We start from the raw sequence: 20,913 nt of genomic DNA on the forward strand, positions 1-20,913 counted from the left end.
TTTCATTAAATTCGTGAAAAATCAAAAAAGATTATGAAGATCAAACTAACCATCTGTTTACTGGCGTTTCTCAACCTCTATGATGCACAGGAAAACATTTCTTATCAGAAACCTTCTGCAGAAATTCTTAAACTTGCAGATTACGACAGACCGCCAAGTGTTTTGACTAATTCAAAAAAAGACTGGGTGGTTTTTGTATACCGACCGACCTATAAGACCTTGGATGATCTTAATCAGCAGGAAATGAAACTGGGAGGTTTGAGAATCAATCCTGTAACGAATATTTCGAGCTCTACATCTTATTCTTACAATTTGAAAGTAAGAAAGATGAATGATAAAACAGAAGTTCAGGTTAAAGGTCTGCCAACAAATCCTAAAATTACCAATACTTCTTTTTCGCCCGACGAGAAAAAATTAGCTTTCACAAACACTACCGATAAAGGCGTTGAACTTTGGGTTGTTGACTTAGAAACGGCAACGGCAAAAAAAATCACAAAAGATAATCTGAATGCCAATTTAGGAAATCCGTACAGTTGGATCAAAGACTCTCAAAGTTTTCTGATTAAAGTTCTTCCTGAGAACAGACCGAAACTCACAGATTCTTCAAAGGATTTACCAACCGGACCAATCGTTTCGACCGCTGACGGAAAGGTTTCTCAAAACAGAACGTATCAGGATCTGCTTAAAAATCCGCAGGATGAAAAGAATTTTGAAATTCTTACCGCATCAGAATTGTTTAATGTAGATTTAAACGGAAATTTAAAAAAGATAAAAGATCAGGATTTATACAGTGGAATCAGCTATTCTCCAGACGGAAATTATCTGATGCTGACCACTATCAAAAAGCCGTTCTCGTACATCGTTCCATTGAACAGATTCCCAATGACGACAACTGTTTATGATAACAAAGGAAACGTCGTAAAAGTTGTTAATGAAGTTCCGTTGAATGAGATTATGCCTAAGGGTTTTTCTTCTGTAAGAACTGGAAAAAGAGATATGAGCTGGAGAGCCGATCTGCCTGCAACGTTGGTTTTTGCAGAAGCTTTGGATGGAGGAGATCAATCAAAAGCCGTTGATTTCAGGGATGAAGTTTTCACATGGGAAGCTCCGTTTACTGCTATTCCAAAGTCTTTCTTTAAAACAAAGCAAAGATATGAAGGAACCAGCTGGACGAATAATCATTACGCAGTAGTTTCTGAAGGTTGGTATGATACCCGAAACACAAAGTCTTATCTGGTAGATTTAAATGACGGAAAATCTCAGATCATTGAAGACCGAAATTATCAGGATGTCTACAGCGATCCGGGAAGTTTTAATACCACCAAAAATGATTTCGGAAGATATGTTTTAGATATGAAAGGTGACAAGGCATATTTAATTGGAGCAGGATTCACCAAAGACGGACAGCATCCTTTCATCGATGAGATGGATATGAAATCTTTGAAAAAGAAAAGACTCTATACTTCAAATCTTAAAGGTGCAAAAGAAGAAATCATCGATATCATCAATCCTGCGAAAGGAGAGGTGTTGACAATTCAGCAGTCGGCAAGTCAGTATCCGAATTATTTTAAGAAAAATATTAAATCTAATAAAGCAGAAGCGGTTACTAATTTTGCCAATCCTTTTGAAAGTATTAAAGATGTTTATAAAGAAGTGATTACGTACAAAAGAAATGACGGCGTTACTTTAACGGGAACACTTTATTTACCTGCAAACTACGACAGAAAAGCTAAAAAAGAAAAACTTCCTTTGTTGATTTGGGCATATCCTACAGAATATAAAGACAAAAACACAGCAGGACAAAATACCCAAAACCCGAATGACTTTACGTTCCCATACTACGGTTCGTTTGTATACTGGACGACGAAAGGGTATGCGGTTCTTGACGATGCTGCTTTCCCAATCATCGGAGAAGGAAAAACAGAACCTAATGATACTTTCATACCTCAATTGGTGGCCAATGGAAAAGCAGCCATCGATGCTGTAGATCAGTTGGGTTACATCGACAGAAATAAAGTAGCAGTTGGCGGACATTCTTACGGAGCATTTATGACGGCCAATCTTTTGACTCATTCTAAAGATTACGCTTGCGGAATTGCCAGAAGTGGAGCCTACAACAGAACGCTGACGCCTTTTGGTTTCCAGAGTGAACAGAGAAATTACTGGGATATCCCTGAAATTTACAACACGATGTCACCGTTTATGAATGCAGACAAAATGAAGACACCGATGTTGCTGATTCATGGTGATGCTGACAACAATCCTGGGACATTTACTTTGCAGACCGAACGATATTTCCAGGCTTTGAAAAATCTTGGTGCGCCCGTAAAAATGGTTCTTCTGCCAAAAGAAGCTCACGGATATGTAGCTAAAGAAAACATTCTTCATCTTCTTTGGGAACAGGATCAGTTTCTGGAGAAATGTCTGAAGAAATAAATATGAAACCCGTTCATTTGAGCGGGTTTTTATTTTATTTGTATTTTAAAATTGAAAATTATGCCAATAGTAAGACGTTCAGAGCAAAAAAGACAAACACTTGAAGATTTTTACAGGGAATTTGTTCCCAAATCTGAAGATACATTTGAAGATGTTGGAACTCCAATGTTGGAAGTGTTGAAATTTTTAAATACAAGCTTTAAAAATACTGTCATTTACGGCTTAACTTCACATACTCACTTACTTCTGTTTAATAATGATAAAAGTGATAAGTTTTATATCTTAATTGCTGGATACCAATCAGAATATTATAATGAATTTATTATTGAATATGTAATTCCTGAAGATAAAAGGCCTTGGGAAGATGCCGTGATAAAAGGGAGAACCAGAGAGTTGGAGGATTTAAAAAAGATGATTATTATTTCAATGATTGAATCTGGAGGTTGGAAAGATAACCCGGAATTGGAAATTTGTTTTAAAAAATATAAATCTTAAAAACCATTTTTTTATGGATTTCAATATAGAATAATTCACATTGTGTTCATGTTATTTTTTGTAATTTTCTGCTGTAAAAATTTAGTTTAAATATTAAATTCCAAAAGGATTTCTGTTACAAAAAAAGTTATGTTAAAAACAAACCAACCATTTTTAGATTATTTAGAAAAAATATATAATAATCAGGACAATAAAGGAAATATCATTTTAGAATCTTTTGAAAAAGGAGAAAAAATACTGACCCAAAATGAGATTTCAACCAATATCATGCTCATCAGAACCGGAATTACAAAATGTTTTTTCACAGAAAAAAATGGTCACGAGTACATTGTTGAATTCTTAGGAAAAGGAGAGATTATTGGTGAAATAGAGGTGATGAAGAATGTTCCGTGTATTTGCAGTATCGAAGCGATAACAGAAGTTACAGTATTTTCGATGACAATTCCGTACTTTCAGTCACTGATCAAGAGCAACATCAATTTAAATCATTTATTGCTTGATGTTTTTGCTGAACGTATTGTTAATACTTCAAACAGATCATCTTATCAGCAACTTCACGCAACAGAACATACTTTGTCTCAACTTTTAGAACTAAAAGCGAAAGAAATGAAAGTTTCAAAAGAAGATATGGCAACTTATTTGGGAACTACAGTTCGAAGTCTGAACAAAGCTTTAAAAGACTCTAAAGAAAAGATGATGTGATTTAATTGCTAATATTACATTGCACCTTTATTTCCATCAAAATCATTTGAGAAACGTTTGAAGAAATAAACACAAAAAACTTCGCTCAATCTGGGCGAGGTTTTCATTTAAAAAATATTTTTAGTGTCTAAATAAGAAATTACCTCCTTCATATTTTTCAATTCTATAAAACGATCATGTTCCAAATGATGTTCATGCTGTTCGTGGCTCCAAGTAATATGGTAAGGAATATGTGCAGCGAATCCACCAATTTCCAAAACAGGTAAGATATCTGATTTTATGGAATTTCCAAGCATCAAAAAGTTATCAGGCTGACAGTCGAGATGTTTTAACAATTTTCTATAATCAGACTCTTTTTTATCACTCATGATTTCAATATGATGAAAATAATCCTGTAATCCTGATTTTTTAAGTTTACGTTCCTGATCCAACAAATCTCCTTTGGTGGCTATTACCAGCCTGTAGCTTCCTTTTAATTGATCTAATGTTTCGGTAACGCCATCCAACAACTCAATGGGTTTTTGAAGAAGTTCTTTTCCTATTTCAATAGTTTTATTGATGAGTTTAAGAGAAGCAGTGTTTTCGGAAACTCTGCTGATCGTTTCAATCATACAAAGTATAAAACCTTTTACACCATAGCCATAAAGATGAAGATTCTGCATTTCGGTTTTAAATAATTCCTGAGATACAGAATGTTGCGGAAGATAGTTTTCAAGAAGAATACAAAATTCTCTTTCAGCTTTCTGAAAATATGGTTCATTGATCCATAAAGTATCATCTGCATCAAAAGCAATTGTCGTTATACCATTGTTCATATTCTGTTTACTTGAGTTTTTGTAATTTTCTGCCAACAAAATTCATTATAAAAAACAAAACAGAAAAGGACATTTGTCCCAACCGAAATATGCTACGTATGAATCCTCAATTTTTAGATTATACAAGCCGGAGAATAAAAAATGTTGTTCTGAAATCTTTTGAATCTTGTCTTTGCAGTATCGAGGCCATAACAGAAGTTACTGTTTTTTCAATGACAATTCCGTACTTTCAGTCATTGATCAAGAGCAACATCAATTTAACTCAATTATTGCTTGATGTTTTTGCAGAACGTATTGTCAATACTTCAAACGAATCCTCGTACCAGCAGCTTCACGCAACAGAACATACTTTTGGAACTAAAGGCGAAAGAAATGAAGATTTCAAAAGAAGATATGGCAGCTTATTTGGGAACTACAGTCAGAAGTCTGAATAAGGCTTTGAAAGGACATCATGAAAATAATTCTAAAGAATAATTCTCTTATCATTTAAATAATCTTCCTGTATATTTGCAATATGCTATTATAAATGGTAGAGATGAAATTTTGAAACACACACTGAGAAGATTTACCGAAAATTGTTGACATCTATAACTCAACGATTCCTTCAAGAATGGTCATGATACGGAAAATGTTTCCGTTGAAAGTAAATTTGAATGGTTTAGCGAATCGAGTTTAAAGCTATTCAGATATTTTAGCTTTGAAGATTGGGGAATATTTTCTGATGTCGCAGTTTTGGATGGAGCAGAGAGGGCTTTGGTGATTTTAGGAAAGAGTGTGTGATTATTTGATTAATTATTTTCATTAGCTCTAAAAAAAATTAAACTTTAATATATTCACTTATTTTGAAAAACATAATCTACTTTTTTGTATTTATTCTTTTTTTACCAGTAAAGGACAGGCTAAAAAAGATATTTTTCTTATTCCATATCTGGTCGGAAATAAATGGGGATTAGCAGATACTTTAGGAAATATTAAAGTTAAACCTCAATATGATGAAGTGATAGACTTTACTATACAACCTCGCAAGTATGGGAGTATCCCACCTAATTCATTTTATTATGTCAGAAAAAATAATGAAATATATTTTATTGATGCTGGAAATAACAGGTATTTCAAAGACTACGAGCTAATAAAATCTCATAATGAAAAAAGAGTACTTTTCAAAAAAAATGGAAAAGTAGGCTTTCAGAGACCAAGTTTTAACAAGGGAGAATGGAAGCTGATAGGAGATCCTACATCCTATAAATATGACAATATTTACAATTATCCGAATGCTAATTCACTATTTACCTTAATTGTAGTTAACAAAAAAAAAGGATTAATGTTTTATGATGGAGAAATCATTATTCCTACGGAATACGATTCTATTTCTTATTCAAAATCTCTTGATGTTTGGGATTTTAATGCTTATCAATTAGATAATAATAAAAAAATAATCCAAACAAAAAAATATACAAAAAGCATAAACTTACCCCCACTTCCCGGGATTATAAACAAAAATAAAGATTCTAATCTTTTGGAAAGAAAGGAAATGGATGCTTTGTATAAGAAATCTTATAATTTGAGTAATTATAACAATGTTTACTATTATAGAGATTATTTACCTGCTATAGTAAAAGACAATAACAGTAATAAGTTTGGAATTGTCTCTACTCTGAAACCTGAAAAAATAGACTTTCTATATGATGATATATTTACTGTTGAGTATCATATCTCAGGTGAAAAAGAGAAGTATAAAGCCTATGCCTTTAAAAAAGGAAATATTTATGGATTGTTTGATAAGTCTGACAATAAGTATATCCCTTATCCATATGAATATGATGCTATAAAGCAAAAATATTACACTACAAACGATATTAATTCCTCTGCAGCTGCTTATGAAATGCCATATTTGGTTTTCAGTAAAAAAAATAAATACGGAGTAGATAATTTTAATCTTAAACTTTTTAATATGATTCCTTTTGATTACGATGATATTGTTGATAGAAGTATGATTGTAAAAGATAAAATGTTTGGAGTTTGGGATGATACTCCACTTAGGAAAATTCATATTCCCGCTAAATATCTCATAAAACCTGAACTTATTAAAGAAATTCAAATCGCAGATGCACGGAGAGCCTATATTTATAAATGCTTGAATAAAGAAAATAAAAGTGTATTTGTATATAGGAACGGAATTGAATTTTATAGAAAAAAATAAATAGCGATCTTAAAGACCGCTCTTTGTTTATAATTTATTCGCTTTAATTCTTCGGGTGGACATATCCAGAAAACGCTTCACCAACATAAATGCGGAAATCGTCAAGCCTAATCCAAGGGCTACTGTACTGGCATATTATTGTGTTTTTAAGAATTAACAATATCAAGTTTAATATTTTTATCAATATATTGATAACATTTTGATAGATTATATAAAATTTTTAGAAAGCGTATTCATTATTTTTTTTTGTAAAGTCATCACAACTCTTTAAATAACTCTTACTTTTAACAAAAAAGCAAAGCCTGATGACTTTGCTTTTTACTTTTGTTACTTTTTAAAATTAGGCTGCTTATCTTTTTCAATAAAAATATATCTGCCTTTGATTCCATTTTGAAGCATTCCTTTTTTACTGTTGAGCTCTTCTATGGATTCTATATTTTCATTTTTAAAGTTGGCCTTACCTCCGTTTTTTATATTTTCAGAAATCATTCTGGTAGGATTTAGATATAAATCTTCAAGATAGGTATTGAATTTTTGGTTGGTTATTGGGATTGCCTGCTTTCCAAAATGAGTTTCCATAAAATCAGTTGTATCATACATTTGTGGCAGCTTTACATTTTTTTTAAGTTGATAAATGAAGTTTTTCTCAGAATCTTCCAACAGAAAAATCAGTCCGGGAAGTCCACGAAATTTGTAAGGCCCTTCTTTGATATCAACATCATTTGAAAACCAGGCAACCCAAATTCTTCCTCCAAAATCTGTCGTTGCCTTTTGCAGTTGATATCCATTGTAATTCTGCGTTTCCGACATCAGTTTCCAAGTCATTTCATCATTGGTTTTCACTACGAAATACTCAAAAAAATCTCTGTACCAATTATTTTTGAAAGAGTTGATCTCTCTCGAGATAATCTGATCTGTTTTAGTACTGAACTTTGAGACAGTAGTCTGAGCTTCTTTATTGATAGAATCGTAATCAGCAAATTGCTTATCGTAAAATTTAACCGTTTTTGCGGTGATGTCGAGATTCATTAATGTTTTTCTATAATCTTCTGTAGAATCTCTGCGGTATTGCAGTTCGTAAACAAATCTGTTGGTTTGAGAATAATAAAAAAGGCTCATGAAAATACCAATGAAAACAAGTGCTTTTTGCATTTTATTAAGTGAAATTTTTTCAGCAAATATAATAATTACACACGTTAAAGGGAGTAATATTTTGTTTTATTTCAACTCCTTCTTCATCATCAAATCTGTCTGCTCCTCATCTCCAAATTTAAAAATATGCTTATCAAATTCTACGAAACCGTTTTTCTTATAAAACTGAATGGCTCTGATGTTTTCTTCCCAAACGCCTAACCAGACATATTGTAAATTTTTATTCTGTGCTATTTCTAATGCTTTATCGTATAAAATTTGTCCCACTTTTTTACCATGAAAATCTTTTGAAACATAGATTCTTTCAATTTCCAGCGAATTTTTATCCTGTAATTCGGTTTGGGCATCTCCAAAATTTACCTTTAAATAACCAATAACTTCCTCATCCGATAAAACAAAGAAAAATTCTGAATTTTCGTTTTGAAGTTCAGCAGTTAGCTTTTCAATGGTAAAACCTTTAGCCATGTACTGAGCTATATTTTCCTCAGTGTTGTGAGGCGAAAACGTGTCGAAAAAAGTTTGTTTGGCAATTTTTTGAAGTTGTTCAACGTTTTCTGTTCCAATTCGTCTAAGTACAATCTCGTGCATAGTTTTTATCTAATAATTTTTATTTTCAATTGAATAAATGACACCTTCTTGGCCATCAAAATTAAAATCTCTTTCATACTGAAATCCGATCTTTTTTTAAACTTTAATGGAAGCCATGTTTTCTTTCATCGCTCTTCCAACAATTGTTTTCAAATTTAATTTTTCTAAGCCATAACCGATGCAGGCTTTTGCACTTTCGGTAGCAAAACCTTGATTCCAAAAATGTTCAAAAAATCGGAAGCCAATATCGGTTTCATCTAAATTTTCATCATATTTTAATCCGCACCAGCCAAGAAATTCTTGAGTTGATTTATTAATAACTGTCCATCTTCCAAAACCATTTCTTTGATAATCTGAATAGTTTTCTAAGAATGTTTTAGCTTCATCAATATCTTTGAATGCTGAATTTCCTGTATGCTTTATAATCTTCGGATTTGAATTTAATTTATAAAAACTTTCTGCATCACTACTATCAAATTCTCTGAGTAAAAGTCGGTTGGTCTCGAGTATTTTCTTCATTATAATCTATTTTTAAACTTAAAGATATAATAAATAAAACGATCCAAAGACTGCATTATTTAGAAATTATTTGCTTTAATTCTTCTTGCAGACACATCAAGGAAACCGAATGCTATCCTAATTTCTAATGTGCTTTGCATTTTCACAATCTCAATTTAAACTTGGTAATTCTTTTATGTAAAAATAATACAAAAGGGTGATTTTTATTAAAAACAGATATTCGTACATTTATGTAGAACTAAAAACTGTAATTATGAGACTCTTAAAATTCATTCTTTTTTTATCACTTCCTGTGATATTTTGTAATTGTAGATCCCGCAGGGATTTAACAGAATGTGATCATCCTTCCGGTTGGTGTAAAGAAATTCGCAACTTATCAGGAAAATCCTGGAAATATGCACAACTTAGTAAAAATGTATATAACAAACCCTTTCAATTTAATCTGGAGAAACATTTTGAGAAAATAGAAGACTTTGAAAATAAAGATATTGATTTTTTTGCTACTCTTTATAAAGATAAACTTATAGGAAAATATATTTTCGTATTTAGAGGTACAGATTCTTTCAAAGACTTTAAAACAGGTAACAATCCATTCAGGCAAAAGCAAAATAAGTACGGATTATTAATTTATGATAAAAGCAAAGCTAAATATAATTTTAGTGAATGCATTGTGACAGGGCATTCATTAGGTGGCGGAATTGCTACACACATTTCTTTAAACAGGGAAAATGCAACTGCTTATACATTTAATAGAAGTCCGGTATTTCGCAATAAAATGAATATTAAAAATGACAGATACACCATTGTAGAAAATGGCGAAATATTAAAATTGCCCAGACTTTTCGGAAGAGAGCCCAATCAGTTATATACTTCGATTGGATGTTCAAAAGGAGGTCCGATTGCTCAGCATGATATGAAAAAACTGGCTGATTGTTTAACCAGAATTGCGGCAAATGAAGATAATGATGCTAAAGAATCACTGCTTCTGAATAAAATTATTACTGAATAATTCAATAAAAAAGCGGTCTTTTTAGACCGCTTTCAATTTATAATTTATTCGCTTTAATTCTTCGTGCAGACATATCCAGAAAACGTTTCACCAGCAAAAATGCGGATATCGTTAATCCCAATCCAAGGGCAATCCACATTCCGAAGGCGCCCATTCTTAAGGTTACACAAAGGAAATATCCTAAAGGAATTGTAATCAGCCAATATGCAATGAAGGTAATAATCGACGGGATTTTCACATCCTGCAAACCTCTCAACATTCCCAAAGCTGTCACCTGAACTCCATCAGAAAGCTGGAATAATGCTGCAATAATCATGAGTTTGGATGCCAACATAATCACTTCAACTTCTTCAGGTTTTGTGAAAAATGTAGGTAAAATATTTCTTCCCAAAACAAAAAACAATCCACAAAGACACATGAAAAGAAAGGCAATTTTCAGATTGTTGATTCCTATTTTTCTTAATTCCACAAAATTCTGTTCGCCTAATTTCCTACCAATCATTACCGTAGATGCCACACTGAAACCTATGCATAAATTAAAAGTAAAAGAAGCCATACTCAATGCAATCTGATGCGATGCAATATCGTGAGCTGAAATTAATCCACAGATAAAAGCTGCTGCTGCGAAAGCTGTCACTTCAAAGAACATTTGTAGTGCAGTCGGGAAGCCTAGTCTAACCATTTTTTCAAACATCTGCTTAGAAAAAACCTGCATCTTTAATGAAAACTGTTTGACATATAATCTGGTTTTTGGTTCTTTCATTAAAACAAAATAAAGAAAAACTACCATGAAAATTCTAGCAATTAAACTGGCTAAAGCTGACCCTTTTACACCCATTTCAGGAAAAATCCAAATTCCTTTGATGAACACGTAATTCAGAACGATATTAATTACATTCGCAATAATCGTCGCTTTCGTAACTCCGATTGTATATGATAATCCTTCAGAAACTTCTCTTAAAGTCTGAAATGCCATAAACGGAACAATATTAATCGCCATTATCCATAAAAAATCTGCTGTATCAGGAATGATTTTCGCCGGCTGACCGGAATGATAGAGTAGCGGTAACCCTAAAAACAAGACCAGCATCAGAATAACTCCAACGGTCATATTGATCACGAAACCATGACTGAATACCGAATTGATGGTTTTATGATCGTTCTGAGAATGCGCCTCAGAAACCAATGGCGGAATAGCAAACGAAAATCCCAATGCTAAAACAAACATTGAGAAAAACACTGCGTTCCCCAAAGAAACAGACGCCAAAGCATCCGCACCTAATAATCTACCTACTATAATATTATCGAATAGGTTTACAGAAACCTGCCCAACCTGAGTAAGCATTACCGGAAGTGCCAATGTAAGGGCTTCTTTCGTGTAATTTTTATTTAAAAAACTCATAACATTTTACAAAAAAAATTTGCAGTATAGTTACTGCAAATTTTTATAATTTATTTTAATTAATAATTAAATTATTTTCTTACAAAACTTGCAACATCCTCTGCGGAAACCGACGCTCCACCAAGAATAATTAATCTTTCTACAACATTTCTCAATTCTCTGATATTTCCTGTCCATGATAGCGCTTTTAAAGCATCAATTGCAGTGTCATCAAATTTTTTCAAAGCTGTACCGTGCTCATCAGAAATCAACGTAGAGAAGTGGTCAACCAACAATTTGATATCTTCTTTTCTCTCATCCAAAGGCGGAACATAGATTTCAATAACCGAAAGTCTGTGATACAGATCTTCCCTGAATCTTCCAGCCTCGATTTCTACAGCCATATTTTTGTTGGTTGCAGCAAGAACTCTTACGTCAACTTTTATTTCTTTGTCACTTCCTACGGGAGACACTTTGCTTTCCTGCAATGCTCTTAAAACCTTTGCCTGAGCAATTAAGCTCATATCTCCGATCTCGTCTAAGAAAATAGTACCGCCAGTAGCTTGTTCAAATTTCCCTTGTTTGTCTTTGATGGCGCCTGTAAACGAACCTTTTACGTGTCCGAAAAGCTCAGATTCAATCAATTCAGAAGGAATCGCAGCACAGTTTACTTCTACCATCGGACCTCTTGCTCTTTCACTTAAATTATGAATAGCGTGAGCCACCAATTCTTTACCTGCACCGTTTGGGCCTGTAATTAAAACTCTTGCATCAGAAACCGCCACTTTTTCAATCATCTCCTGAATTTTTTTCAACGGAGCAGATTCACCAATCATTTGGTATTTCTTGTTGACTTTTCTTTTCAGAGTTTTGTTTTCAGTCTGAAGATTTTTATTTTCTTTCTTTAAAGTTTCTTTTACTAAAGCGTTTTTCACACTTGTAATCAATCGGTTGATGTCGATTGGTTTTGAGATAAAATCGTAAGCTCCATCCTTTAAGCAAGCTACCGCAGAATCGATATCGGCATGGCCGGAAATCATGATAAATGTTGATTCAGGCTTCAAAACCAAACTTTGTTTCAAAAATTCAGTACCCGACATTTTAGGCATTTTAATATCCGAAATGACTAAGGCAAAGTCTTCTTTCTCAACATATTTATAGCCTTCAAGGCCATCTTCAGCAATTACAAATTCATAATCGGGAAGTTCATCCGAAAGAATACTGTGAAGTACTCCGGAGATTGCTTTTTCGTCTTCTACAATAAGGATTTTTTGCATAGTCGCAAATTTAGGTATTTTTTGGTTGAGTATTAACAAAAATCATTCCCAAAAGGTTATATTGAGTAATCTCTTCTTCCAAAAATTGCAGAACCTACACGTACAGAATTTGCTCCGCACTCAATTGCGATAGGGAAGTCGTCACTCATTCCCATAGAAAGTGTTTGTAATGGTCTGATTGTATTTAAATTATCAAAAAGGCTCTTTAATTTTTCAAATTCTTTCCTCACCTGATTTTCATCTTCTGTAAAAGTGGCCATTCCCATCAATCCTGTGATTTCAACATTTGGAAATTCACCATCAATGAATTTTTTAAATAAATTTTCAGCTTCCTCTATTTCTAAACCGAATTTAGTTTCTTCCTCAGCAATTTTCACTTGAAGTAAAACCTTGATTTTTCGGTTGTGCTTTCCTGCTTCTTTATTGATTTCATTTAAAAGCTTTTCAGAATCAATACTTTGGATCGTATCAATGAATTCTGCAATGTATTTTACTTTATTGGTCTGAAGGTGTCCAATCAAATGCCATTGAATGTCTTGTGGAAGTTGAGGATATTTCTCAACCAATTCTTGTACTTTATTTTCACCAAAAACTTTTTGCCCTAAATCATAAACTTCCTGAATCGCTGAAACGGGGTGTGTTTTCGAAACCGCAACTAATTCAACATGTGAAGAAAGTTGATCTTTTATATTATTGTAATTTTCTTTAATGCTCATAATTGCAAATTTCTGAAATTTAGAAAAGAAAAACTATCAAATTATGAATTTTATTGAGGAGTGAATCTGTTTAGAAGGTTTTTACCGCAAACAAACTTTTCAAAAGGAATTATTGTAAAACAAAATTTCACAAAATGTAAAAACCTCTTTACGATTTGCATTGGGTACTTTTGAATATCTTCATTAATTGTGAAGTTGAAAAAAATCATAAAAAAATGCAACCGAATTGAGTTGCATTTTTTTATGATTTTTGAGGAAATTTTAATTTAAAATAGTGCTGATTCCTTCAAGAATTTCATTCTCTAAATTTTTTATTTTCTGTTTCTTTGACCAAACATAAAGTCCAATGGGTAACATGAAAATTAAAAAAACACCAGAATCCAACTGTGTTGTGGTTTTAATTTTACCAGATTCCGGGAAAGCATCTATTTTCACATTTCCGGTAAGTGTAAAACCGCTGGTTCTTACTTGTAAAGCTCCGAAACTTGTTTGAATTTTGTACTGTGGGAATTTTTTTCTTAATCCTTCAATAAGGTCATTTTTTGAAAATGGCTTAACATTTAAATTTTGCATAAAGATTTGGTTATCTTATTAATATATAATTTTCTGCTTTGTGCAGAGTGATTGATTGGTGATTTTATTTTAAGGCTTTTGAAACCATTGCGCAGTCGGCAGCTTCAAATTTTTGTCCATCTTTATAGGCAACATTCTTTTCATTAGCATACTTCATTTCTCCATTTTCATCTTTCTGATTTCCAAGGCCTTCTAGAAGGGTTCCGTCTTTTTGAATGAAGAAAATATCTCTTTTGCTGGTAGTTCCTTCTGATGCAAATTCGTAAGTCAGTTTAAGCGTATCTCCGGATTTGAATCCTGCTAAATCACCTTTTGAACTGTCTTTTTCACTGTTTTTGTATCTCATTTTTCCGGTTACAGTACCCAAATTATCATCGATGCTTACAAAAACACTGTCTTTACCGGTCACGCCCAAATAACAGAATGATTTGGAGCCTAAAGTATCAATCACAGTTGAAGTAGTATCTGTTAGAGAATCTGAATCTGCAACTGCTTTGTTTGCTTCAACTTTTTTATTACAATTCATTAACAAAAATGATAATGAACCTAAAAAAATGTACTTTTTCATAACTTTTTAGATGGTGTTAAATTGATTATGTTTAGCTAAAATAAAGATTGTAATTGTAATCAACAGAGAAATTGCGAAGAATTAATACAGCAATTCTATAAATCGTTTATTTTCAAAGATAAAAGAATATTATTTAATTTTTTTAAATTTCCGTTTTATTACAAATTATAAAAGTTTTACTTAATTTTCACTGCTACCTGATTTTCTTGAAGTAAAAAACATATAGGCTAAGCCTAAGGTGACTCCGGCTACCATAGCAATCTTTGTCTTTTTGTTAGGAACAGGGAGGGAAGTTTCTCCGTAGATCTGGTGGGGTTCTGGTGATGGTTGTAAAACATTTCCTGAAGTGGATTCACCGTTTTTAAGTTTCATCATCAGTCTCATTCCTGCAGAAGCGGTGTTGATGATAGCTTTAGGAAACATTCCGTATACATTGACAAGAAGTTTTGATGTAAAATCAGGGAATAAATCTTTTTTAGGTTCTTTGGCCAATTGAATAATTTTAGCGGCAGTATCACGAGGGTCTGAAGCAAAAGGCGGAACTTTAAAATCTAATCCTGAATATTTTGCCGAATGTGCATTACCGGTCGACCGTTGAATCTGCGGATATAAATTGGCAATATGGATATCTGCAAAATCTGAAATTTCACCCTGAAGACATTCCATCATTCCACGGATACCAAATTTTGTAGAAGAGTATACTGCACTGTAAGGTGCCGGCATAAATCCACCAATAGACACATTGTTGATTAATATACCTTCATTCTGTTCTTTAAAAATCGGGAGGACGCTGTATGCGCCGTGCATATACCCGAAAAGATTGGTTTTAATGACCTGTTCGTGCAGTGACATCGGGATTTCTTCGAATTTTCCGCTTGCCATCACTCCTGCGTTATTTACCCAAATATCGATTCGTCCGAATTCTAAAATTGCTTTTTTAACAAGATGATCAACTTCTTCGGCAACGGATACATCGGTAGGTACTGCAATTGCTTTTACTTCCAACTCTTGACACAAGTGTAAAGTTTCATCTAAAGCTTCCTGTCCACGGGCGGCGATGACGATATTGCAACCTTCTAAAGCAAAAGCTTCAACGGTAGCTCTACCAACTCCGCTGCTTCCTCCAGTTACGACAACCGTTTTACCTTGCAGACTTCTTTTTTCTAAAATATTTTCTGATTTCATACCTTATTATTTTGATGATTGTGGTTGATGCTTGTAAGCTATCTATTTTTACACCAAAGGGTATGAATTGAGATTTAATTTAGAAAAAAATAATTTTATAAATTTTAGTTAGATAAAATTTTCGTCTTTTTGTTTAATTTAATTTGTAATTCATCAATCAAATAGGTCTTTCACTTTTCCACTCATGCTCAATATTTTTCATCAATAATGCATTATCAAATTGAACTGAGCCTTTCGGAAACAATTTCTCATCTTCAAAAAAACTGGATTTTATATTTGAAACCTGCAGCGGTTTTACTTTCCACTCATAAGCATTGAGTCTTAAACCATCAAATTTTTCTTTGTTTGGAGAGTATCCTAAATCACCTTTTTCAAAAAATCAGAAGCGTTTTCTAAATTTTCAAAAACGGAATCTTTATTAAATGTTTCAGTTTCCTTTGCATCAATTGAAATCTCTGTATCATCCGAACTTTTAAAAGATACATGATAATTTCCTTCATTTTCATCGATATTGAATTTTGCTAAATAATGTTTTCCGGGGAAAATTCTTCCGCCGACCCAAGTATTCAGCTGTAAAGAAGTATCTCTTCTAGGAATATAAACTCCAGATTTTACTTCGCCATCTTCATCCCATTCAACAGCAATTCTGTGTGCACCATTTTCAGAATTAATTCCTATAAAATCAGGAAGACCTTTGGGTTTAATATCTTTTAATCGAATTAAACAAATCCCAACAATTGCTTTGCCTTTGTAAATTTTCGGACGAAAAGGGAAAGGTAAAATCTTTTCAACATCTTTCGGATGCGCGGTAAAATTAATTAAAATTCTGCGTTCGATGTAACCGTGAATGGTAGGAATTTTCATAGTTGGTATTTTTATCAATAAAACGTATGAAAGCTATTGATTACTTTAAGGACAGTTTTTTTAGTTATAAAAAGGATAAAACAATAAAGCTTTAGAATAATTTAATCATAAAAACCAAACTATTCTAAAGCTTTATTGTATATCATTGATATTATTAAGAATAATCGTTTATAAAATTATGGTGTTTTCTTTATAATTGTAAGTAATAAAATCACTTTCTTTTTTTGAGGCTTCGTAAGAGTTTTGACACTGATGACTTTTAAATTTTTGGATTGTAAATTTTCATTGTGCTTGTATTTTCATCCATCACCACTTGCTCAGCATTATCAAAGGAAATAAACTCTGATTTGTAATTCACACTTCCATTATATATGACTGTTTTTTGTTTAGTGTCCCTCTTAATTGTATTCGCATTGATTGCTGCATTTTTTTCCTGAGAAAAAGCATTTTGAGAAACGAGTAAGAATGCAAATATTCCTGTAATTGTAATTAATTTCTTCATAATTTAAATTTTATCTGTACAAATTGATATCTAAGTAATTGTTTTCTTTTAGTAATTTTTCTTTAGCTTCTTTTCCATTTTCTTCATCATTTTCTTTTGGGAAAAGGTCTTACCATCAAATGATATAATTGATGTGATAGGTTCCTGCAAGGGCAAACAGAGTAGCGATTTTTTTCATCTGAAATTTAATTTTTAAAAATTAAAAATAATAAAAGAAATCACGACGTTTTGCTCAACTGATGTTAATCTTTTTATAAAATTTTAAAATTAATTAATGAGATGCAGATTTTGAAAAGAAATTGATCACAATTACACCACAAATGATAAGAATAATCCCTAAAATAGCAGGCAAATCTAAATTTTGTTTAAATATAAAAACAGAGACCAAAGCGGTAAGAATAATTCCCAAACCTGCCCAACTCGCATAAGCAATCCCAAGCGGAATATACTTTATGGCTATAGAAAATGTGTAAAAGCAGATGACAAGCGTAGTAATGCTGATTACTGACGGAACTAATTTTGTAAATCCTTCAGAAGCCTTCAAAAAGCTGGAGCCAATTACTTCAAATATAATGGCTACAGCTAGATACAGATATTTCATTTTATAAATTTATACTGCAAAATTACATTGATGAATGCCTCATTTTTTTGATATACATCAAAATTTTTTACCGTTTTCTGATTCTGCTCAATGTTTCCTGAGTGATACCGAGAAAGGAAGCGATGTGACCAAGATTAAGTCTTTGTAGTAAGTGTGGTTGGTTTTTTACTAAATTCTGATAGCGCTGCTCAGCAGATTCTGTATGTAAAGACGTAATTCTTTCTTCCAAAACAATACAAAGCTCTTCGGCCATTTTCCTGCCTATCTTTTCAAGTTCGGGATGTTTTCTGTATAAATCGTTCAGGTCATTAACGGAAATCCAATATCCAGTAGAGTCTTCTAAAAACTGAATGTTTTCAAATGACGGTTTTCCTGCATACAAAGGAAGAATAGATGAGATAATTTCATTTTCAATGGCAAACCAGCTGTTGTATTCTTTGTCATCTTTTACGAAAAATGCTCTTATCAGACCTTTTTCCATGATGAGTAGACTTGATGTAACCTGACCTTGTTTGAGAAAAAAATCGCCTTTCTTTTTATTGATTAACTGAATCTTTTTTAGCAATTCATTTTCAGTTTCTGTGCTTATAGAGCCATATTTCTTAAGGAATTTAATCAAAGAATTCATACCAGTTTTTTGAATGAAATAAACTTACACATTATTTTCTCACTTTCATATTTCGTTTTAAACTTTTAGCTTCAAGATTATTCTCAAAACTGAAAGGCACTGAAATTAATGTTTTATTTTTTCGGGAACAAGTACGTTAAAGTGGAGGTGCGCACCCGAAACATACCCGGTTTCTCCACTTAGGCCAATCGGTTGATTACGTTTTACCATATCGCCAACTTTCACAAAACTACCATCCTGTTTAAGATGAACATATTGTGTGAAAAGCCCGCTGTGAGGATGATAAATCGTAATATAATTGGCGTAGGGTGTCCATTTAATATCATTTCCGCCAAATTGATAATCTTTAATAACTCCTACGACGTAACCGTCATCGACACTTGTAATGGTATCACCAACTTTCATATCAAAATCAATAGCATATCTTGAATAATTATCATTGTGGCTGAAACTGCCATTGTTTGATTGCATCACAGTGTATTGGTTTCCTTTAGGAAAGGGAAGTGCAAGATTGTTCTGTTTGATGGTTTTGTTATCATCACCAAATGCCCAGTCGTATGTAAATGAAATTTGAGAAGTTTGTAAATCAGGAGCAAAAATCTTTTTTTCAAAAATAAAATTTTCAGAAATCGTAAACTGTAATTTATCTGTTACTATTTTTTGATCACTGAGAATAGGAAAAACAAAATTGACTCTCAATGGAGCTGATAAAGAATTTGTAATCTTTATACTTAAGGTGTCGTTTCCATAATTTACACTGTGATTTAGAGTGTATTGATTTAGTTGTTCCTTCGGGAACTCCTGCGCTTTGGTAAAGTAAAAACCTAAAAATACTAAGATGAGAAATAATATTTTTTGAAATTCATAATCATTAAGATTTGCATTTTATTTTTCTAGTAATTGACCGTCTTCATTGAGAATTTCTTTATTATTTTCTTCGACGGAAAGACTGATTTCCGGAGTATCGCTCGCTCCGATATGAAATCTGTAGACGATATATTTAAAATTTCCTTTCTTAAAAGTAATGGTGTGATTTCCGCCACTTCCACTGAATTCTAAAATTCCGTTGATTAAAATGATGTCAGGTTTTGCAGACTCATTTTGATTGTTTTTCCAGGAAGCATATCGGTATTTTCCGTTTTCTAATTCGTCAATTCTTATGAGATAATGCTTTGTTTTAAATTTATACTGAGGATTTTTAAATGATTTTAAAGATGAATGAAGCATTTCTTTTTGTTCGGAGATTAATTTCAAACGTTGTTTCTTTTCTGTTACGCTTTGATGATTTAAAGCAGTTATTTTTCCGTCTGTATCGATCCACATCGTTCCTTGATGAAGCATAATCCCGCGCCAGCCCACTTCAGCCCAATCTGTTATTTTAGATTTTGAAATCTCATCAATAACGCTTTGATCAAATATATCATTGAATCTTTTCATCAATTCCTGCTTACTTTTTATATCGGTTAAAGGATATTCTCTACTCAAAGGATAGTTGACAATTTCAGAAATTCTCTCGATATTTTTAGTTTTAAATAAATGAATTATAGTTTGAATTTTCTCTGCTTTATCCTGACTAAGCTTGTCATCTTGTGCATACAATAAGTTTGAGACGAAAACTATGATGATTAAAAGTGAATTTCTCATTAAATTTTAATTGTATTGCTAAAGTAAATTTTAAAGCTTTAAAAACTATCAAAAATAATAATTTTTATCACAAATGTTTGAAATTGATTAAATGCGTCACCTTTGATTTGGCTACAACAATCTTTGATTCAAGCACAATGGTCTTTCACCGATTTTCCACCTTTGTACTGTGAAAATTAATCAATTAAAAACAATCAAAAAATGGACACAAAAAAAGTATGGTTCGTGACAGGAGCCTCAAAAGGTTTAGGGTTAACTTTAGTCAAAAGATTATTGGCAGAAGGTCATTCTGTGGCAGCAACTTCAAGGAATATTGTTGAACTTCAAAAAGCGATAAGTGAAGAAAACGATTCATTTCTTCCGCTTGAAGTTGATTTGATTAGTGAGAACTCTGTTGAAGCAGCAGTTTCAAAATCAATAGAAAAATTCGGTAAACTGGATGTTGTAATGAATAACGCTGGTTATGGTCAATTGGGAACTTTAGAGGAAATTTCGGATTTGGAAAGCCGTCAGAACTTCGACACCAACGTTTTCGGTTCTCTGAATATTATCAGAAAAACGATGCCTTATTTAAGAGAACAAAAAAGCGGTTTCATCATCAACATCGCTTCAATTGGCGGATTGACAGGAGAATTTGCGGGATGGGGAATCTATTGCGCCACTAAGTTTGCAGTTGTAGGATTTACAGAAGCTTTGGCTGCAGAAGTGAAAGAATTTGGAGTGAATGCAACGGTAGTTTATCCTGGGTATTTCAGAACAGATTTCTTAACGGGCTGTTCACTCAGAACTCCGAAAACTGAAATTGAAGAATATACTGTAGCAAGACAACTTCAGACTGCGCACGAAAAAGACATCAACGGAAATCAACCGGGCGACCCTGAAAAAGCAGCTGTAGCATTGATGGAATTGGTAGCACTAGAAAATCCGCCGATGCATTTGGTTTTAGGTTCTGATGCATTTGGAATTGCCGGAAACAAATTAAATGCGCTTCAAAGTGAAATTTCTGAGTTTAAAACGCTAAGTACATCTACAGATTATTAAATTTGTAAAGGCAACAG

The 20,913-nt window shown here is 32.7% G+C and carries 23 protein-coding genes; 7 read left to right on the forward strand and 16 right to left on the reverse strand.

The genetic code is table 11. The annotated features are described in order from the left end of the window. The first annotated feature begins 33 nt into the window (after positions 1-33). The 3 genes from EAG08_RS20555 to EAG08_RS20565 all read left to right on the forward strand — a co-directional run bounded on the left by EAG08_RS20555 (position 34) and on the right by EAG08_RS20565 (position 3,633). On the forward strand, positions 34-2,436 hold the full coding sequence (locus EAG08_RS20555; protein ID WP_129537077.1) for an alpha/beta hydrolase family protein: 2,403 nt from the start codon (positions 34-36) through the stop codon (positions 2,434-2,436). Positions 2,437-2,496: 60 nt separating this feature from the next. Continuing rightward, the gene (locus EAG08_RS20560) at positions 2,497-2,931 is read left to right on the forward strand and encodes a hypothetical protein (protein WP_129537078.1); all 435 of its coding nucleotides are present in this window, start codon (positions 2,497-2,499) and stop codon (positions 2,929-2,931) included. Between the two features lie 129 nt (positions 2,932-3,060). Beyond that, entirely contained in the window at positions 3,061-3,633 is a 573-nt protein-coding gene (locus EAG08_RS20565) for a Crp/Fnr family transcriptional regulator (protein WP_129537079.1), read from the forward strand. A gap of 107 nt (positions 3,634-3,740) precedes the next feature. Here the strand turns inward: EAG08_RS20565 and EAG08_RS20570 are convergent, their stop codons facing one another. Continuing rightward, positions 3,741-4,448 (reverse strand): HAD family hydrolase, encoded by a 708-nt coding sequence (locus tag EAG08_RS20570; protein WP_129537080.1) that lies wholly within the window; start codon positions 4,446-4,448, stop codon positions 3,741-3,743. 98 nt (positions 4,449-4,546) lie between these two features. Here EAG08_RS20570 and EAG08_RS20575 point away from each other — a divergent pair, with 98 nt between their 5' ends. Both EAG08_RS20575 and EAG08_RS20585 read left to right on the forward strand, forming a co-directional pair. Continuing rightward, positions 4,547-4,882 carry a hypothetical protein gene (locus EAG08_RS20575; protein WP_129537081.1) on the forward strand — a complete coding sequence of 112 codons (336 nt, stop codon included), beginning with the start codon at positions 4,547-4,549 and terminating at the stop codon, positions 4,880-4,882. Positions 4,883-5,445: 563 nt separating this feature from the next. Further along, complete coding sequence (locus EAG08_RS20585) at positions 5,446-6,648, forward strand: hypothetical protein (RefSeq protein WP_129537082.1); 1,203 nt, start codon at positions 5,446-5,448, stop codon at positions 6,646-6,648. Positions 6,649-6,975: 327 nt separating this feature from the next. Here the strand turns inward: EAG08_RS20585 and EAG08_RS20590 are convergent, their stop codons facing one another. The 3 genes from EAG08_RS20590 to EAG08_RS20600 all read right to left on the reverse strand — a co-directional run bounded on the left by EAG08_RS20590 (position 6,976) and on the right by EAG08_RS20600 (position 8,907). Next, the gene (locus EAG08_RS20590) at positions 6,976-7,800 is read right to left on the reverse strand and encodes a GLPGLI family protein (protein ID WP_129537083.1); all 825 of its coding nucleotides are present in this window, start codon (positions 7,798-7,800) and stop codon (positions 6,976-6,978) included. Positions 7,801-7,866: 66 nt separating this feature from the next. Then, positions 7,867-8,388 (reverse strand): GNAT family N-acetyltransferase, encoded by a 522-nt coding sequence (locus EAG08_RS20595; protein WP_129537084.1) that lies wholly within the window; start codon positions 8,386-8,388, stop codon positions 7,867-7,869. Between the two features lie 96 nt (positions 8,389-8,484). Further along, positions 8,485-8,907: a GNAT family N-acetyltransferase gene (locus tag EAG08_RS20600; RefSeq protein WP_317126287.1), complete on the reverse strand. Its 423-nt coding sequence runs from the start codon at positions 8,905-8,907 to the stop codon at positions 8,485-8,487. A 253-nt stretch (positions 8,908-9,160) separates the two neighbouring features. Here EAG08_RS20600 and EAG08_RS20605 point away from each other — a divergent pair, with 253 nt between their 5' ends. Then, positions 9,161-9,916, forward strand: a complete 756-nt coding sequence (locus EAG08_RS20605; protein WP_129537085.1) for a hypothetical protein — start codon at positions 9,161-9,163, stop codon at positions 9,914-9,916. A 37-nt stretch (positions 9,917-9,953) separates the two neighbouring features. Here EAG08_RS20605 and EAG08_RS20610 read toward each other — a convergent pair whose 3' ends face one another. The 12 genes from EAG08_RS20610 to EAG08_RS20665 form a co-directional block, all read right to left on the reverse strand. Continuing rightward, on the reverse strand, positions 9,954-11,318 hold the full coding sequence (locus EAG08_RS20610; protein ID WP_129537086.1) for an MATE family efflux transporter: 1,365 nt from the start codon (positions 11,316-11,318) through the stop codon (positions 9,954-9,956). Positions 11,319-11,389: 71 nt separating this feature from the next. Then, complete coding sequence (locus tag EAG08_RS20615) at positions 11,390-12,574, reverse strand: sigma-54-dependent transcriptional regulator (RefSeq protein WP_129537087.1); 1,185 nt, start codon at positions 12,572-12,574, stop codon at positions 11,390-11,392. 56 nt (positions 12,575-12,630) lie between these two features. Next, positions 12,631-13,290 carry a YggS family pyridoxal phosphate-dependent enzyme gene (locus tag EAG08_RS20620; RefSeq protein ID WP_129537088.1) on the reverse strand — a complete coding sequence of 220 codons (660 nt, stop codon included), beginning with the start codon at positions 13,288-13,290 and terminating at the stop codon, positions 12,631-12,633. 261 nt (positions 13,291-13,551) lie between these two features. Continuing rightward, positions 13,552-13,863, reverse strand: a complete 312-nt coding sequence (locus tag EAG08_RS20625; protein WP_129537089.1) for a hypothetical protein — start codon at positions 13,861-13,863, stop codon at positions 13,552-13,554. 64 nt (positions 13,864-13,927) lie between these two features. After that, positions 13,928-14,431, reverse strand: a complete 504-nt coding sequence (locus EAG08_RS20630; protein ID WP_129537090.1) for a hypothetical protein — start codon at positions 14,429-14,431, stop codon at positions 13,928-13,930. Between the two features lie 180 nt (positions 14,432-14,611). Further along, a complete protein-coding gene (locus tag EAG08_RS20635) occupies positions 14,612-15,616 on the reverse strand; it encodes an SDR family NAD(P)-dependent oxidoreductase (protein ID WP_129537091.1) in 1,005 nt (334 codons plus the stop codon). Positions 15,617-15,973: 357 nt separating this feature from the next. After that, positions 15,974-16,480, reverse strand: coding sequence for a DUF2071 domain-containing protein (locus EAG08_RS20640; RefSeq protein ID WP_228446671.1), 507 nt, complete (start codon positions 16,478-16,480; stop codon positions 15,974-15,976). 259 nt (positions 16,481-16,739) lie between these two features. Next, complete coding sequence (locus EAG08_RS20645; protein WP_129537092.1) at positions 16,740-16,982, reverse strand: hypothetical protein; 243 nt, start codon at positions 16,980-16,982, stop codon at positions 16,740-16,742. Between the two features lie 271 nt (positions 16,983-17,253). Next, positions 17,254-17,583, reverse strand: coding sequence for a DMT family transporter (locus tag EAG08_RS20650; RefSeq protein WP_129537093.1), 330 nt, complete (start codon positions 17,581-17,583; stop codon positions 17,254-17,256). Positions 17,584-17,650: 67 nt separating this feature from the next. Then, a complete protein-coding gene (locus EAG08_RS20655; RefSeq protein ID WP_129537094.1) occupies positions 17,651-18,211 on the reverse strand; it encodes a Crp/Fnr family transcriptional regulator in 561 nt (186 codons plus the stop codon). Positions 18,212-18,316: 105 nt separating this feature from the next. Beyond that, positions 18,317-18,910, reverse strand: a complete 594-nt coding sequence (locus EAG08_RS20660; RefSeq protein WP_129537095.1) for a M23 family metallopeptidase — start codon at positions 18,908-18,910, stop codon at positions 18,317-18,319. Positions 18,911-19,096: 186 nt separating this feature from the next. Continuing rightward, on the reverse strand, positions 19,097-19,855 hold the full coding sequence (locus EAG08_RS20665; RefSeq protein WP_129537096.1) for a hypothetical protein: 759 nt from the start codon (positions 19,853-19,855) through the stop codon (positions 19,097-19,099). 201 nt (positions 19,856-20,056) lie between these two features. Between EAG08_RS20665 and EAG08_RS20670 the strand changes: the two genes are divergently transcribed. Further along, the gene (locus EAG08_RS20670) at positions 20,057-20,896 is read left to right on the forward strand and encodes an SDR family NAD(P)-dependent oxidoreductase (protein WP_129537097.1); all 840 of its coding nucleotides are present in this window, start codon (positions 20,057-20,059) and stop codon (positions 20,894-20,896) included. Positions 20,897-20,913: the final 17 nt, after the last annotated feature.

This window comes from Chryseobacterium sp. 3008163 (assembly GCF_003669035.1).
Classification (GTDB): domain Bacteria; phylum Bacteroidota; class Bacteroidia; order Flavobacteriales; family Weeksellaceae; genus Chryseobacterium.